At 70.6% G+C, this 15,808-nt stretch carries 15 protein-coding genes; 5 read left to right on the top strand and 10 right to left on the bottom strand.

Features of this window, described 5'->3' with window-relative positions; translation table 11 throughout:
• Positions 1-214: 214 nt before the first annotated feature.
• The 6 genes from SLW56_RS18665 to SLW56_RS18640 are packed head-to-tail and all read right to left on the bottom strand — an operon-like array spanning position 215 to position 4,685.
• The gene (locus tag SLW56_RS18665) at positions 215-1,021 is read right to left on the bottom strand and encodes a hypothetical protein (RefSeq protein WP_320695289.1); all 807 of its coding nucleotides are present in this window, start codon (positions 1,019-1,021) and stop codon (positions 215-217) included.
• A 12-nt stretch (positions 1,022-1,033) separates the two neighbouring features.
• On the bottom strand, positions 1,034-1,684 hold the full coding sequence (locus SLW56_RS18660) for a DUF3299 domain-containing protein (RefSeq protein ID WP_320695288.1): 651 nt from the start codon (positions 1,682-1,684) through the stop codon (positions 1,034-1,036).
• The gene (locus SLW56_RS18655; RefSeq protein ID WP_295907189.1) at positions 1,671-2,264 is read right to left on the bottom strand and encodes a DUF3299 domain-containing protein; all 594 of its coding nucleotides are present in this window, start codon (positions 2,262-2,264) and stop codon (positions 1,671-1,673) included. The genes SLW56_RS18660 and SLW56_RS18655 overlap by 14 nt, the downstream gene beginning before the upstream one ends.
• A 2-nt stretch (positions 2,265-2,266) precedes the next feature.
• The gene (locus SLW56_RS18650) at positions 2,267-3,520 is read right to left on the bottom strand and encodes an ABC transporter permease (RefSeq protein ID WP_320695292.1); all 1,254 of its coding nucleotides are present in this window, start codon (positions 3,518-3,520) and stop codon (positions 2,267-2,269) included.
• 2 nt (positions 3,521-3,522) lie between these two features.
• Complete coding sequence (locus tag SLW56_RS18645; RefSeq protein WP_320695287.1) at positions 3,523-4,236, bottom strand: ATP-binding cassette domain-containing protein; 714 nt, start codon at positions 4,234-4,236, stop codon at positions 3,523-3,525.
• Positions 4,233-4,685, bottom strand: a complete 453-nt coding sequence (locus SLW56_RS18640; protein ID WP_267103161.1) for a DUF2796 domain-containing protein — start codon at positions 4,683-4,685, stop codon at positions 4,233-4,235. The genes SLW56_RS18645 and SLW56_RS18640 overlap by 4 nt, the downstream gene beginning before the upstream one ends.
• 247 nt (positions 4,686-4,932) lie before the next feature.
• Between SLW56_RS18640 and SLW56_RS18635 the strand changes: the two genes are divergently transcribed.
• From SLW56_RS18635 to SLW56_RS18625, 3 genes are all read left to right on the top strand, one after another.
• On the top strand, positions 4,933-5,163 hold the full coding sequence (locus tag SLW56_RS18635) for a hypothetical protein (protein ID WP_295961458.1): 231 nt from the start codon (positions 4,933-4,935) through the stop codon (positions 5,161-5,163).
• Between the two features lie 332 nt (positions 5,164-5,495).
• Positions 5,496-6,776, top strand: coding sequence for a phospholipase D-like domain-containing protein (locus SLW56_RS18630; RefSeq protein ID WP_295961460.1), 1,281 nt, complete (start codon positions 5,496-5,498; stop codon positions 6,774-6,776).
• Positions 6,777-7,055: 279 nt separating this feature from the next.
• The gene (locus SLW56_RS18625; RefSeq protein ID WP_017910537.1) at positions 7,056-7,331 is read left to right on the top strand and encodes a hypothetical protein; all 276 of its coding nucleotides are present in this window, start codon (positions 7,056-7,058) and stop codon (positions 7,329-7,331) included.
• Positions 7,332-7,522: 191 nt separating this feature from the next.
• Here SLW56_RS18625 and SLW56_RS18620 read toward each other — a convergent pair whose 3' ends face one another.
• The gene (locus SLW56_RS18620; protein ID WP_320695286.1) at positions 7,523-9,235 is read right to left on the bottom strand and encodes an ABC transporter ATP-binding protein; all 1,713 of its coding nucleotides are present in this window, start codon (positions 9,233-9,235) and stop codon (positions 7,523-7,525) included.
• Positions 9,236-9,334: 99 nt separating this feature from the next.
• Positions 9,335-10,396 carry a serine kinase gene (locus SLW56_RS18615; RefSeq protein ID WP_320695285.1) on the bottom strand — a complete coding sequence of 354 codons (1,062 nt, stop codon included), beginning with the start codon at positions 10,394-10,396 and terminating at the stop codon, positions 9,335-9,337.
• A gap of 185 nt (positions 10,397-10,581) precedes the next feature.
• Here SLW56_RS18615 and SLW56_RS18610 point away from each other — a divergent pair, with 185 nt between their 5' ends.
• Positions 10,582-12,090 (top strand): radical SAM protein, encoded by a 1,509-nt coding sequence (locus SLW56_RS18610; protein ID WP_320695284.1) that lies wholly within the window; start codon positions 10,582-10,584, stop codon positions 12,088-12,090.
• Positions 12,087-13,370: a nucleotidyltransferase family protein gene (locus SLW56_RS18605; protein ID WP_320695283.1), complete on the top strand. Its 1,284-nt coding sequence runs from the start codon at positions 12,087-12,089 to the stop codon at positions 13,368-13,370. Before SLW56_RS18610 ends, SLW56_RS18605 begins: the two co-directional genes overlap by 4 nt.
• A gap of 154 nt (positions 13,371-13,524) precedes the next feature.
• Here SLW56_RS18605 and SLW56_RS18600 read toward each other — a convergent pair whose 3' ends face one another.
• Complete coding sequence (locus tag SLW56_RS18600) at positions 13,525-14,661, bottom strand: glycosyltransferase family 4 protein (protein WP_320695282.1); 1,137 nt, start codon at positions 14,659-14,661, stop codon at positions 13,525-13,527.
• A complete protein-coding gene (locus SLW56_RS18595) occupies positions 14,658-15,806 on the bottom strand; it encodes a glycosyltransferase family 4 protein (RefSeq protein ID WP_193312625.1) in 1,149 nt (382 codons plus the stop codon). Before SLW56_RS18595 ends, SLW56_RS18600 begins: the two co-directional genes overlap by 4 nt.
• Positions 15,807-15,808 lie beyond the last annotated feature (2 nt).

Below are 15,808 nucleotides of genomic sequence, written 5' to 3'. Positions count from 1 at the left end.
ACAGTCACCGTCATTCGGTCACTGCGCGGGTTCGGGCGTTGCTGGAGTTCATCCAGGTGCGATTGCAGGTGTTCGGGGGCACGTCGACGTAAGGCACAACGCAACAACGTGGCGTGGAAACCGCCCTAATCAGCTACTCCGCGAACTTCTGTCTTGGCCAACTCCTGCCGTTCGCAGCCGTTAGCTTCCACCGTGCAAAAGCATGCGCGCGCACTCAGCGACAGGATTCCGGCAACTTCTCCAGCAAGCCTGCCACCACCGGCGTCAGCCGTTTCGCGACCTCCGGCGGAATCGCCTCACCTGCCCCCTGCCCGCCTTCGCTACGGGCTTGTTCGCAGGCTTTGACGATCCGCGGGCGCATGCCGGACCACAGCGCTCTGCACTGCCAGCCGTCCCGGCCCAGCGGCAGCACCGCGTAGGCGATCGACTGGCATTCCTGCTCCGCGCGGGCGCCCAGCGGTTGGCCGGCGTACTCGTGCGGCACCGTGTCCAGCGTGGGTTGGTAGTAGCTGTCGGGGAACGCGGCCGCGTAGCGTTCCGGGTCCAGTTGCAGCGGCAGGCCGGTCGCCGTCAGGTCGAGCGCGCGGCCGCAGGGCGCAGCGGCGGCGGTGCGCTGGATCGCTTGGTAGATCGGCTGGTCCAGGTCGGGTTCGCGCGTCGTCACCTCGGATGTTGCGACCAGTATCGGCAGGCGGGCGCGGTTGGCCATCTTGGCCAGTTCGCCAGAATGGGCCGGTGCGCAGCGTTCGCGGACGCTGGCCACGATCAGGAATGTGGCGTCGCGCGCGAATGCGGCGTCGCTGTGCAGCAGTGTGGTGATGCGCTTGTCGGCTGCATCTTCGGACAATGGCGCGACATGAAATGTGGGCACCGTTGGCGGGTGGATCGCGGTGGTCGCAGCAGCACGCGGTGTCGGTGCCACATGCCCGTGCATGCGCAATGCCAACAGCACGCCGCCGGCAACGACGGCGCCACAGGCGGCGATCGCGATCGCCAAACGCATCGGCGACTTCAGGCGCATCGCCCCGCGCCCTCAGCCCTGCACCGGAGCGATCGTGGCGTCCTCCGCCTCGTAGGTGGCATTGGCGATATCGGCCTTGAAGTCGGCCAGATGCAGTCTTCCCTGCAGGTGGAACGGGTCCCACAGCTCCGGTACGTCGATCGGCGTGCGCAGCACCACGTGCAGGATCTGGTTCGGGGGCGGCGGCGGTACGTGGATGCAGGCGCCATAGAACGGCACGAACAGCAGTTCGCTGACCTTGCCCTGGTCGTCGCTTTCCAGCGGCACCACGTAGCCGTCCAGGGCGAAGCGTTTGCCTTCCAGGCCATTCACCACTTGCGACGAACCGAACTGCGCGGCGCGCTGGGTGCCGGAATGGTCGATCGGCATGCCATTGACCACCGAGGGACCGTCGTCGACGGGCGCCGGCTGATCCAGCACCGCGGCATCGCCTCGCCACGCGGTGCCGATCCGCGGCGGCGGGCGCTGGTAGATGTCGTTGGCCGGTGCCAGTTGTTCCCAGCGTTCCACTGTGTCCGGGACGGCGTCGGCGGCTGCGGTCGCATGCGTCGCTGCCGGCGATGGTGTCGGCGTCGTGTCCGGCTGCTTCCCGCCATCACCGTGGCAGCCCGCCAGCAGGCACAGCACTCCAGTCAGCAGGAAATGGCGATCAGCCTTTTTCATAGGGATGCAGGTGCGCCTGCTCCATCGTGTAGGCGGTGCCGGCGAGTTCGCCGTGGAGGGTTTCCGCGCGCAGTTGGCCGGTCAGGTAGAACGGGCTGTACATGTCGGGCGGGTCGATCGGGGTGTCCAGGCGCACATGCACGATCTGGTTCGGCGGCGGGGGCGGCACGTGGATGCAGGCGCCGTAGTACGGCACGAACAGGAACTCGCGCACGCGGCCGGCGTCGTCGCTGTCCAGCGGCACCACGTAGCCCGGCAGGCGCACCTTGCGCGCCAGCACGGCGGCCACGGTGTTGTAGGTGCCGGTCTGCGGCATCGCACGCTTGCCGGTGTGGTTGACCGCTGGTTCCTCGCTGTTTTCCAGCGCCTTCAGTTCGGCCGGCGGCAGCATCGCGCTCCAGTCCAGTTCGCGATAGCCGTCGGCATCGGGCTCGCCCAGTGGCGGATTGATCGCCGCCTCGGCTCTCGGTACCGGCTGCGCCGCCGCTGCCTGCTGCGGCTGTTTCGGGGCGGCGGGTTGCTGCCGGCCGCAGCCGCACAGCAGTGCGAGCGCCAGCAAGGGAAGGATCCAGCGGGTCATGCTCACAGCTCCGGCGACAGGCCATCGGCCAGGGTGCGGCGATAGGCCAGCAGGGCCGGCACGATGCCGGCGAGCACGCCGGCCAGCAGCACGCAGCCGAGCCAGCCCCATTCCGTCGCGCTGGGGGCTATGCGGTTGATCGCCAGGCCGAAATGATCGAGCACCCAGCCGCGCGCCAGCCAGCTGGCCGCGGTCACCAGCAGCAGCGCCAGTGCGCACGACACCACGGTGACCAGGCCGGCCTCGAACAGCAGCAGCCAGGCGATGTCGCGCGGCCGTGCGCCGACCGCGCGCAGGATCGCCATCTCGCGCCGGCGCTCCTGCAGCGTGGCCACCAGCAGCGCGACCATCGACACCAGGCCAAGCAGCACCACCAGCGAGGCGATCATGCGCAAGGCGCTTTCGGCCGTGCCCAGCGTGCCCCACAACTGTTGCAGGGTGACGCCCGGCATGATCGCCAGCATCGCTTCCTCCGGGTACTCGTTGATCCGCCGCTGCACCGAGAAGGTGGCGATGCGGGTCTTCAGGCCGAGCATGAAGGCGGTGATGGTGTCCGGGGTCAGGTCCATCGCCCGCGCCTGCGCGGCGCTGACGTGGTGGCCCGGAAGCCGCACGCCGGAGTGCCAATCGATATGGATCGCCTCGATCGCCTGCAGCGACACAAGCACGCTGGAATCCACCGGCGTGCCGGTGCGGCGCAGGATGCCGACGATCCGGAACGGCTTGTCGGCATGGGTGGCCAGGCTGATGCGCCCGGTGCCATGGGTCAGCACGATCTCGTCGCCGAGGTGGCGGCCGAGCGCGGCGGCGACGTCGGCGCCGATCACCGCATCGTAGAGATCGTCGAACGCCCTGCCCTGCGCGAACGCCAGGGGATGCTTGGCGCCGTAGTGGTAGTGCTCGAAGAAACCGGTGCTGGTGCCGACGACCCGGTAGCCGCGGTAGGAATCGCCCAGCGACAGCGGCACCGCCCACTTCACTTCGGGCATCGTACTCAGGTCCTGGTAGCTCTTCCACGACACGTTGTTGGTGGCGTCGCCGATGTGGAACACCGAGTACAGCAACAGGTTCACCGGGCCCGAGCGCGCGCCGACGATCAGGTCGGTGCCCGACACGGTGCTGGCGAAACCTTCATGCGCCTGCGTGCGGATCCGCTCCACGCCCAGCAGCAGGGTCACGCTCAGGGTGATCACCAGTACGGTCAACGCCACGCCCAGGCGCCGGCTGCGCAGGCTGGCCAGGGCCAGCTTCAACAGGCTCATCGTGCACCTCCGGCGCCGGCGCGGTTGAGCGTGGCCAGGTCGGCCTGGGCATCGAACAACGGTGCGATCGACGGATCGTGACTGACCACGATCGAACTGGTGCCGCCCTGCCGGCACTCGGCGAACAGCAACTGCAGGAAGGCCTGTGCCGCGACCGGGTCGAGCGCGGAGGTGGGTTCGTCGGCGAGCAGCAGCGGCGGCCGCGCGATCAACGCGCGCGCGGCGGCCACGCGTTGCTGCTGGCCGACGCTGAGGCGGGCAGCCGGCCGCGACCATAGCGCCGCCACGTCCAGGCCCAGCGCGACCATCAGCCGCTCGATCTCGGTGTCCAGCGCCTGCGTGCCCGCAGCCAGCCGGCCGCGGCGCGCCGAGAACTGCAGGCCCAGCGCGATGTTGTCGCGGGTGCTCAGGAACGGCAGCAGGTTGAACTGCTGGAACACCACGCCGCAGTGGTCGGCGCGGAAGCGGTCGCGTGCGGCCTTGCGCAAGGCCGCCAGGTCCTGCCCTGCCACGCGCACGCAGCCGGCCGTAGGCTGCAGCACGCCGGCGATCAACGCCAGCAAGGTGCTCTTGCCCGATCCACTGGCGCCACGCAGCAACAGTTGCTGCCCACGCGGCAGCGCAAACGATGCGATGTCCAGCACCGGTGCGGCGGCGCCGGGATAGCCGAAGCGCAGCTCGGTCAGTTCGACGACGTGTTGCTGGTTCATTCCGGCAGCTTCACCCGGGTCTGCCCGGGCACCACCTCGGTGCGGCCCTGGCCCGCAGCGGTGGCGACATCGACCAGCACCGTGTGCAGCCCCGGGAAACGTTGCGGCAACAGCACCTGCAGGTGATCCAGGCGCGCCGGCTGCGTGCAGTTGAACGCGTACCGGGCGTGGAACTCGGCATGGCTGTGACCGGGCTCGTCCGGATCGGCCATCGCCACGTCGTAGCCCTCGGTGGTGACCTGGGCGCTGCGCAGCGAACAGGCCGCCGCGACCGGGAACTGCAACCAGCCCGCACCGCGCAGGGTGGCGACCGCGGCCTCCAGCCGCTGGCGCTCGCCGGCATCGCGCGTGGGGTGTTCGAAATCGAGGATGCCGATGCCGGGCGCGCTGAGCTGCACGTCCACGGCGGTGCCGTCGACGGCGACCTCCAGGTTAGCCTGGCCGTGCACGTGCGGGCCATGGTGGCGGATCGCAGCGGTGGCTGGCGAGCTGGCGGAGAGGAGCAACAGGATCAGGGGAATGCCAGGTCGCATATGCAGCGCATCGGTTGAGTTACACTATAACATTAGTGAACTATCGAGCGCGGGCGCAAGCCTGTCGTTGCCGTCAGTCAGCCGCGGTTCGCATCCGGCCACCACCGACGCGCCTCGCACGGCGGCCCTGTGCCGCGATGGGCGCCGAACTCCAGGGATCTTCATGTCTTCTTCCATCATTCCCGACAGTTACACCGCCTGGCGCCACTGCATCGAGGTCGACTGCGGCCTGCGACTGGAGCCTGCCTACATCGCGCAACGCATTGCGGCGCTGAACGACCTCACCGACCACCATACCCAGCAATTCGTGCGCTGCTGGGGCGAGCCGCATCGCCAGCAGGTGCTGCAGTGGTTTGCGCAGGCGCAGGCCGCATTCGCCGACGGTCGGGCCTGAATCTTCTCGCGCGGCACGACGCGGTCGCCGGTGCCGTTGGACGGCGATGCATTCCTTCTGCGAACGCCGCACGGCGCGGCATGGCGACGCCCTGATCCAATCAGGACCGTGAATGGTCAAGCGATGAAGGTCGGCCGCGGCCTGCGTGCGCATTGGTGGCGCGCTCTGCCTTGAAGCGCTGACGCCCCTGGACGGGAACGCCAACTTAGCCGTGACCATCTCACTGACACATGCGCTGCAAAGCAGGCTGCCAAGCTACGACCGCTGCCGGTAGCATGCACGCGCATCGCCGCCCGGCATCCACTTCCCACGCTCCCGCAAGGACACCCAACGTGCCTCTCGCTTCCATCGCCAGCGTGCATCCCGCACGCCGCTTCCTGTCCGCCGCCATGGCCTGCCTGCTGCTGTCGGCAGCCACCGGCGCCCAGGCCCGGCCGCAGCCCTCGCAGTTCCAGATCGTCGAGAGCGTGCCCGAGGCCAGCGTCTACGGCGAACCCGGCGTGCCGCGCACCCAGCAGACCTGGCTGGCGATGATCAACGGGGCCAGGCAGCGCATCGACATCGCCGCGTTCTACATCTCCGAGAAGCCCGGCACCGGCCTGACGCCGGTACTGGACGCACTGGCCGCCCGCGCCCGCGCCGGGGTGGCGGTGCACCTGCTGGTCGACCACACCTTCCTGGCCAAGAACCCGGACAGCGTCGCCTGGCTGGGCAAGGTGCCGGGTATCACCGCGCGGGTGCTGCCGGTCGATACGCTGACCGGCGGCGTGCTGCACGCCAAGTACATGATCGTCGACGACGCCAGCGTGTTCGTCGGCAGCCAGAACTGGGATTGGCGGGCGCTGGAGCAGATCCATGAGATCGGCGCGCGCATCGATGACGCGCGCTTCGCCAAGACCTTCGCCGCGAGCTTCGACTACAGCTGGCGCCTGGCCGACGAAGGCAATCTGGCCAAGGCGCAGGCGCGCGGTGTGCAGCCGCCGGACTTCGTTCCGGTCACCGCCACCGATCCGGTGCTGCTGGATGCCGGCAGCGACGCGCCGCTGGTCGCCTTCCCCGCGTTCAGCCCGCCGGCGCTGCAGCCGGCATGGGTCAGCGCCGAGGAGCCGGCCCTGGTCGAGATGATCCGCGCCAGCCAGCATGCGCTGCGCATCCAGGTGATGACGCTCTCGGCGATCCGCAGCTTCGGGCCCAAGGGCTGGTGGGCACCGGTCGACAGCGCCATCCGCGACGCCGCCGCCCGCGGCGTGCAGGTGCACATCATCGTCGCCGACTGGGCGCTGCGCGAACCGATGCAGGCCTATCTGAAAAGCCTGGCCGCGCTACCGAACATCGCGGTGAAGTTCAGCCGCCTGCCGCCGGCGCCGCAGGGCTTCATCCCATATGCGCGGGTCGAGCACGCCAAGTACGCGGTGGCCGACGACCGCAGCAGCGTGATCGGCACCGGCAACTGGGAATGGAGCTACTTCAATACCGCGGTGGACGCCTCGGTGTTCGTCAAGGGCAAGGGGCCGGCCGAGACGCTGACGCGCATCTTCGACCGCGATTGGAACGGCCCCTACGTCACCACGCTGCAGCCTGGGCAGAACTACGAGGCGCCGCGGACTGAGTAGCCTTTGCTGCCGCGTTGGCCGCACGCACCTTCAGGGTTGGCAGTTCCTCGCCCACTGCGCGCTTCATCGCGTCTCGGCAGGAGCTTGCAGCCAAGACCGACATGTACCTTGGGTGCGCGGATGGCACCGCGGCATCCTGCCGCGGCCGTCCCTACGAAGCCTTAACCAGCACTCCCTATCCTAGCTCCGCGCTGGAGGGCGGCCGCGGCGCCGGGCATTGCCGCATGCGCCGCAACGCACGCCTCCCACCGCGTACGGACATCAAAACAAGGAGACGCCATGAAGACGCTGCACGCACTCGTGTTCGCAGGAAGCTTGCTGGGCCTTGCTTCGCCGGCCTTCGCCGAGGTCGCCAATCTCACCAACAGCGCCGACGGTGCCAACCGCGACGCCGGCATCGCCGCGGTCAAGAAGAAGTTGCAGGACGCCTGCACCGAACGCAAGGGCAAGCCGGACCCCAACTCGTTCGAGGTGGTGTTCGAGAAGACCAGCCAGAATCCGGACGTGCCCAAGCCGTACTACGTGGATGGAAAGATGAAGTGCGATATCCCGTAGGGGGAGTGCCCCAATTTAGTCATGTCTGTCCAGATGGCACGACATAGGAACAAGACCCCGCTTGCGGGGTTTTGTTTTTCTGCTGGTCCCACATATCCGACTGCCTGACGCATACGAAGCAGTAGGCTGCAGCGGGCTGAGCGGAGTTCGGCCCCTGCTGATGAGTGCGACGCTGAGGGAATGCTGTCGGCTCAGGAAGCCCGATCAGCCAACAACAGCGGCGACACGGTCCCGCGTTGCACCATCACGCACTGGTCGGCGATGGCGGTCAGGCCGAGGCGGTGCGAGACCGCGACCAGGGCGGTCTGCGGCAGCCGCCGCCGCAACGTGCTCAGGACCTGCTGTTCGGCGACGGCGTCGAGCGCGCTGGTGGCTTCGTCGAGCAAGGCGACGCGCGGTTGCCGCAGCAGCACCTGGGCGAGCAGCAACCGCTGCAGTTCGCCGCCGGACAGGCGCGCGCCGGCGCCGTGTGCGGCGGTGTCCAGGCCGGCGCCGCCCTGCAGGCGCGCGGCCAGGCCGACGTCGCGCAGGGCTTCCCACATCGCGGCCTCGCTCGCGGCCGGTGCCGCCCAGGCGAGGCAGTGCCGCACGCTGTGCTGCCAGGGCCGCACGCCCTGGGCGACATAGGCCAAGGGCTGCAGCGCGGCGCGATAGCCGGCCAAGTCGAGCGTGCGGCCGTGGCAGTGCGCGGCGAACTGCGGTGGCGCGACCATGCCGGCCAGCGCGTCCATCAGGCTGCTCTTGCCGACACCGGATGGGCCGCTGATCAGGGTCAGCGTGCCCGGTGCGAGGACCAGACCGGTCAAGGCCACCGCGGCCAGCGGCGGCGCCAGGCCGATGCGTTCGATCTGGATCGGCGCCGTCGCTTCTGTCGCCGCACTGGGCTGTGCCGCCACGGTGCCAGGTGGCGTTGGCAGCGTGCCGAGCGCGACGTAGCGCTGCCACAACTCCAGCGCAGGCGCGGCCGAGCGCAGTTGCTGCACACTCTGCCGGGTCGAGACCAGGTACGGCAGCAGCCGCCCCAGCAGCAGGCCGACGGTGATCAGCGCGCCGCGGTCGATGCCGTGCCACACTCCGGCCAGCAGCATGATCGCGGCGATGGCCGCCACCGCCGCCAGTTCCAGCAACAGGCGGCCGGAGGCGACCAGCGCCTGCTGGCGCGCGTAGCCATAGGCGAGCCGACCGGCGATCGCTTCGTAGGCTTCCTGCTCGCGCGCCTCGCGGGCGAACGAGCGCACGTGGCGCAGGCGCCGCGGAAAATCCTCGCTGAGCCAGAACAGCCGGGTCATGTCGGCGACGTACTCGCGGCTCACCCGGGCCTGTTCGTGGCCGGCGATGCGGAAGGCGAGCAGGCCCAGCGCCAGCAGCGGCGGCAGTGCCAGCACCAGCATGGGCGAGACCAGGAACGCCGCGGCCAGGCTCACCGCCGCGGTGATCGCCGCCACCAGCAGTTGCAGCAGCGCGCTGAAGCCCTGCACCACGATCTCGACGTTGTAGGTGAGCAGGTTGGCGATTTCCGCCGAGCTGGCGTCGGCCAGGGCCGGCAGCGGCGCCTGCAGCAGCCGCGCATGTACCTGCCGGCGCAGGTCCAGCGCGTGGCGGCTGGCCAGGTCCGCGGCCAGTCGTGTGCCCCACCAACGCAGCAGGGCGAAGCCGCTGCTGGCGGCGACGAACAGCAGGGTCTGCGCGAGGAAGCCGGTCGGCAACGGCAAGGCGTGGCCGGCGAGGGTCAGCACGTGGCCGGGTTGCACCAGCGGCACCAGCGCGACCGCGGCCAGCGCGCCGGCGAGCGCGCCGAGCAGCGACAGCAGCACGTACAAGGCGATGCGCAGGCGCTCGCCGCGACCGAGCACGGCGACGAAGGCGCGCAGCAAGTGCGATACCGGTTCCGGGCGTGTGCTCATCGGTGGGTGTCCTTGGGGCGGACCATCAACGTGGTGCGCCATCCCCACTCCCCTGCGCCGGCGATGCGCGTCGCAGGCACCGTCAGGTCGGGTGCGGGATCAGGCCAACAGTGTCTGCAGCGCATCGACCGAGGCCTCCGGATGCGTGCCGCGCTGCAATTCGTACACGCCCAGCCGCTGCAACTGGCGCGCGAACAACGGCCAGTGCGGCTGGCCCGCGGCGTAGCGCTGGTCCGCGGCCAGGCGTGCCGCCACGTCCGCATCGGGCATCGGTTGCAGCAGCCGCTGCGGATCGGCGGCCATGGTGGCCGAGACGAACACGGCCGCGGCCAGCCGCAACGGTGCCTGTGCCAGGCGCCCCTCGCCCTGGCGGATGTCCACCTCGTGCTTCAGCGCGCCGCTGCGGCGGCGGATCATCGGCGCCGCGGCGATCCAGGCGCGGGTCTGCGGATCGAGCAGGTGCAACAGTTCCGGCCGCAGATGCAGGAAGTTGCCGATGCCGGTGGCGAGCAGGTAGTGCGGGGCGACGAACAGCGCGTCCTCGGCAAGGAACTCCAGCCCACGCAGCAGGCTGTGCAGCGCCAGGGTCGACTTGCCGGCGCCGCTGCCGCCGAGCAGCAGCACGCCGCGGCCGTCGCGGCCGACGCAGGCGCCGTGCAGCGGCACCAGGCGCATGCCGTGCGCGGCAAGCACGAACACGGCGAACTCGATCAGTTCGTAACGCACGTGGTAGGCGTGCGCGAGCATGTCCTCGGACACCACCACCAGCGCCTGGCGCTGCTCGGGCACCAGCACGACGTAGTTGTGCGCATCGATCACGCCACTCAGCACGCCGGCGCCGGAATGGGTCTGCACCGGCGGCGGCTCCATTGCCAGCGCGTAGGGCGCGTCGCCGCGGTCCACCAGGGTCAGTTCGATGCGGAACGCGGCGGTCTCCGGCAGGCGATGCGCCGGCACCGCGCCGAACGCCGCTTCCACCAACGCCAGCAAGGCCGGGCTGTTGCTCTCGAAGTGGAAGCGGCCGCCGAGCAATTGCTTGCTGAGCGTGTGCGGGCGCCGCAGCCGGGTGTGGAACGGATCGCAGGCACCGCCAGCGGCGACGGCAGGCGTGGCGTGGTCGCCTGCCGCCACGTCCAGAACACGCACTGTCGATCGCTGCATCGGAGAAGAGTCGCTTGAGTGGATGCAGCGTGGGTGCGCCTGCCGCGGCCAAAGGTTGCGCGGGGTCATGCCGGTGTTTCGCGCAACCAAACGGCGCAGCCACGGCACCTACCGCCACGGCCACCTGCGCGCGGCCATCGCTGCATGCGCCCCTCCCCCGCGGCGCCGAACGAGACCTTTCGCCGATGCTCAAGATCCAGGTCAGCCACTCCTACTTCCTGCGCTACGACCCCAAGCAATGGGAACGCGGCAAGCCGTACCCGCCGCTGGCCACGCTGCAGGTGGCGGCACTGCTGCGTCAGCACGGACACCAGGTGACGCTGTTCGACGCGATGCTGGCCGAGGGCGTGGAGGACTACGACCACGCCGTCCGCACGCAGCGGCCGGACCTGGTGGTGTTCTACGAGGACAACTTCAACTTCCTCACCAAGATGTGCCTGAGCCGGATGCGCGAGGCCGCGTGCCGGATGATCGCCGAGGCGCGCGCCGGCGGCAGCCGGGTACTCGTCGCCGGCTCCGACGCCTCGGACCATCCGGAGGCGTTCCTTGCGGCCGGTGCGGACGCGGTGCTGATCGGCGAAGGCATCGCGGCCTTGCTGGACCTGGTGGCGCGAATGCAGGCGGAACCGGACATCGACCCGGCGCGCTGGGTGGCCGGCCTCGCCGAGGTGGCCAGCGCGGTGCTGCCGCAACTCAAGCGCGCGCAGATCGGCGCGCGGCCGCCGGATCCGCGGCTGTCGGTGACGGCGGCCTGGGACCTGCTGGATATCCCGCGCTACCGCGCGTTCTGGCAGCAGCGACACGGCCATTTCAGTCTGAACATGGCCGCCTCGCGCGGCTGCCCGTTCCGCTGCAACTGGTGCGCCAAGCCGATCTGGGGCAATCACTACAAGCGCCGCGAGGCGCAGGACGTGGCCGCGGAGATGACCCAGCTCAAGCGCAGCTTCGCGCCCGACCATGTGTGGATGGCCGACGACATCTTCGGCTTCCACGTGGACTGGGTGGAGGACTTCGCCGATGCGCTGGCCGCCACCGACGGCGCGGTGCCCTTCACCATACAGACCCGTGCCGACCTGTGCAGCGAGCGCATGACCGCCGCCCTGGCGCGGGCCGGCTGCCGCGAGGCCTGGATCGGCGCGGAGAGCGGCAGCCAGCGCATCCTCGACAAGATGACCAAGGGCACCGATGTGGACGGCGTGATCGCCGCGCGCCAGCGGCTCGGCGCGCAGGGCATCCGCGTCGGCTTCTTCCTGCAGCTGGGCTACCTGGACGAGCAACTCGACGACATCCTCGCCACGCGGCGGCTGGTGGCGCAGGCGCGCCCGGACGACATCGGCGTCAGCGTGTCCTATCCCCTGCCCGGCACCGTGTTCTACCAACAGGTCAAGGACCAGCTCGGGCGCAAGACCCATTGGCAGGACAGCGACGACCTGGCGATGATGTTCCGTGGCGCCTACGACTCGGCGTTCTACCGCCAGGTACGCGATCTGCTGCACCGGCAGGTGGACCTGCAATGCCGCGAGGATGCGCGCCCGGCGCCGACGCACGCGCAGGACTGGGCGGCGCTGGACGCCGACTGGGCAGCGCTGATCGCGCGCGAAGCCGAGCATCGGACCGACGCGCCGCCAGCGCCGGCGGCCAAGGCGGTCGCCGCCGGCGGCAGCCGCCGCATCCCGCTGGTGCAGCGCTCATGAGCGACCTGGCGACGCCCTCGTCACAGGCCGTGGCGGCCGACCTGCCGACAGCGGCAGCCGCGGCGACGCCGGCACACCTGCCGTTGCGGCGCATCGGCCGTGGCCTGCGCCTGGCCACCGAAACCCTGGCGCATGAGCTGGCACGCCCCGGTGCGCCGATGCCGGACTGGAGCGGCCTGCACTGGCAACTGGCCGCAGCCGCGGCGGTCGCGCACGGCGTGGCGCCACTGCTGAGCCAGCGCTCGCAATGGCCGGACCGGCCGTGGCGCGCGTTCCTGGAGGGGCAACGCGAACACGTGGCGCAGCGCTACCAGCGCATCGCGGCGTTGCTGCAGCGAATCGACGCCCTGGCGCAGACCGCCGGCCTGGCGATCGTGCCGCTGAAAGGCGCGGCGCTGCATGCGCAAGGCCTGTATCGGCCGGGCGACCGGCCGATGGCCGACATCGACCTGCTGGTGCGCCCCGAGGACGCCGAGCGTGCCGCGACTTTGCTCGCCGCGCTGGGCTACGTGGCCGAGTTCGCGCAGTGGAAGCACCAGACCTTTCGTCCAGCGCAGGCGCAGGCGGTGGGTGGCCTGGGCGAGCACCGCGACACGCCGATCAACATCGAACTGCACGTGCGCATCCAGGAACGCCTGCCGCTGCGCACGGTCGACCTCGGTACGCAACTCCTGCCGCGCAACGGCAGGCCCGGCCTGAATCCCTACCCCAGCAACGGCGCGCTGATGCGCCACCTGTTGCTGCACGCGGCCGGCGGACTGTGCAGCCGCAGTCTGCGGCTGATGCACCTGCACGACCTGGCCTTGCTCGCCCCGCGCATGCGCGCCAGCGACTGGCAGATGCTGACCGGTACCGACGCCTCGTGGGCATGGCCGCCGCTGCGGCTGATGTTGCGCTACTACCGCGCGGCGATTCCGTCGGCGGTGCTCAAGCAACTGCGCGCGCAGTGTCCGCCGCTGTTGCGGCTGCGCGCGCGCGGACTGGATCTGACCGCGGCGTCGTGCTCGCAACTGTGGCTGCCGGCGCTACCGGGCATCGAATGGGCGCGTTCGGGCGGCGAGGTGCTGGACTATCTGCGCCAGCGCCTGCAGCCCTCGGCGGAAAGCCGCCAGGAACGCGCCGAGATGATTCGTACCCAACTGTGGTTGCAGGGCCAGGACTGGGTGCGCCTGCCGCAGCGCCGCCGCGTGCTGCAGCGTCTGCTGCGTCCGGTGCCGCGGATGGACACGCTGTACGCGGTGCGCACCGCGCTGCAGGGCTATGCGCCGTCGTCGGAGTGACGCACGCCCTCCTAGAGCGCGCAGTAAGCGACCGTCGCGGGAGCGGCTTCAGCCGCGACAGCCGTTGTGGCGGCGCATATCGCGGCTGAAGCCGCTGCCACGAAAAGACACGAGGCCGCCTTAAAGGCGAAGCACCTGCACGCCGCGCTGCGCGTCAACCGTTCTGCGCCGCGCGCCGCTCATCGGTGCTGCGCGGTGCGCACAGGCGCTGGTACAGCGCGGTGAACCCGCGGACGCTGCAGTCGGCGTCCTCGCGCACGGCCCGGCATTGCGCCGCCCAGGCCAGGCGCAGGCGCAGGTCGTCGTCGCTGAGTACCTGGCGTAGCGCATCGGCCAGCCCGGCCCAGTCGCCCACGGGCACCGCCAGCGCCGCCGACGGCGCCCACTCCTGCAGATGCCCGACCGCGGTGCCCACGGTCGGCACGCCGGCCACCGCCGCTTCCAGCAATACCAGCGGCCCGGCCTCGTGCTGCGACGACAACACCAGCAGATCCGCCGCCTCCACCAGCGGCCGCAGGTCGCGCTGGGTCTTGAAGCCTAGGAAGCGCACGCGCGCGCTCAGGCCAAGCGTGGCGACCAGGCGCTGCATCGCGCCTTCGAGGGTGTCCACGCCGACCAGGTCGATGCGGAAGTCGACCCCGGCGCGGGCCAGTGCGGCGAGTGCGCGCAACAGGGTCGTCTGGTCCTTCACCGGATTGAGGCTGGCCACGTGCAGCAGCCGAGCCGGGCCCTCCCCGCGCGCGCGCGGCGGGCGCGGCGGCCAGGCGCGCAGGTCCACGCCAAGCGGCACGCGTTCGGCGGCGATGCCCAACGCCCGCAAGCTGTCGAGGATGGGCGCACTGGCGGCGGTCACCGCACTCGCCAGGCGCAACACCAGCGCCTCGCGCAGCCGCCCCTGCCATTTGCGCCGGCCGCCGTAGCCGATCGCATGCAGTGCGACCAGTTCGCCGCCGGCGATGTGCACCAGGCTCGGTCGCCGCAGCCAGCGCGCTGCCGCCACCGCGATCAGGCTGCAGTGGCCGGAAAACAGCGACTGCACCACGTCGAACGGCGCGCGGCGGTGCTCGGCGCGGATCGCGGCGATCGCCCGCCAGCGCGTACGCGCCGCACCGATGTTGTGGATCCGCGCGCCCAGCAGGTCCCATTGCGCCGGCAGCGGTTCCTGGTGCAGCACGAAGACGTGTAATTCATGCACGCGCGCCAGCCGCTCGATCAGGCTCAGGAAGGCCGGAATCACCCGGTACTCGCCGCTGCGGTCGACGCCGCCCGGCACCACCAGGGCCAGCTTCATGCCGCGCTCCGCGACGTGGCACCGAGCAACTGCGCATAGGCGCGCGCCCAGCGCCGGCCGACTGCCGCGAACGACAGCTGCGCATCGAAATGCGCGCGCACCAGCGCTCGCGACGGCCCGTCGCGCGAGGCCTGCAGCAGCGCGGTGGCCAGGCGTTCGGCGTCGCCGCACGGCCACAGCGCGCCGACCCGGCCGCCGTCGCTGAGCGCACGGAACGCCGGGATGTCGGTCAACACCGGCACCGTGCCGCAGGCATAGGCCTCCAGCGCCGCGTAGCCGCAGCTCTCGCCCAGGCTGCCGGACACGAACAGGTCGGCCGCGCGCATCAGGGTCTGGATCTGCGCGTGCTCCACCCGGCCCAGCAGGTGCACGCGGCCGGCCAGCCGCGGATCGGCCTGGATGCGCTGTTGCACCACCGGCAGCAGCGGCGCATCGCCGAACGCGCAGAACAACTGCAGCCCGCTCAGTTGCTCGCTGGCGCGGGCCATGCCGTCGAGCACGGTGAGCGGATCCTTGCCCTCGCTCAGATGGCCGACCCACAGCACGCAGGGCGCGCCATGCAGCCCGCTGTCGCGGCGCGCCTGGTCGCGCTCGCCGGGAGTGAAGCGGCAACTGGATTCGGGAATGGCGAACAGGCGCGTGGATCCGGCGAACAGTCCGGCGCCGACGAAACCGCGCGCCAGCTCCAGCGAGGTGAAGGCGATGCCGGCGGCGGCGGCGTACCAGCGCCGCCACTGCGGCCGCCGCCACCAGCGCGGCGGACGGTTGGCGTGGTCCTGCAGCAGGATCGGCAGCGACGGCCGCCAGCGCGCCAGCGTCGCCGCCTCGCGCGCGAACTGCAGGCCGTGCACGTGCACCACGTCGGCCTCCAGCTCGGCCAGCAGCGCGGCGATGCGGCGCAGATGGCGCCGGCGCCCGGTCTCGGCACGGCGCACGAAGTGATAGTTCACGCCGTTGCGCTGCAGTCGCGCATCGACCGCGGCGGCCTGGATCACCGAGACGCGGGTGCCGGCGCTGGCCACCGCCTCGGCGATGTCGGCCAGCGATGGCCACAGCGCGAAGGCCTGCTCCGGCGTCACCCCGTCCGGCAACGGCACGAAGTTGAGTTGCACGGCATGCACGGCGCGGTCGACGTTGCCGTCCATGC

The sequence above is a fragment of the Xanthomonas sp. LF07-6 genome, from assembly GCF_034105445.1.
GTDB lineage: Bacteria > Pseudomonadota > Gammaproteobacteria > Xanthomonadales > Xanthomonadaceae > Xanthomonas_A > Xanthomonas_A sontii.
Note: the sequence above shows the minus strand (reverse complement) of the source record. Positions and strands in the feature narration are given on the sequence as shown.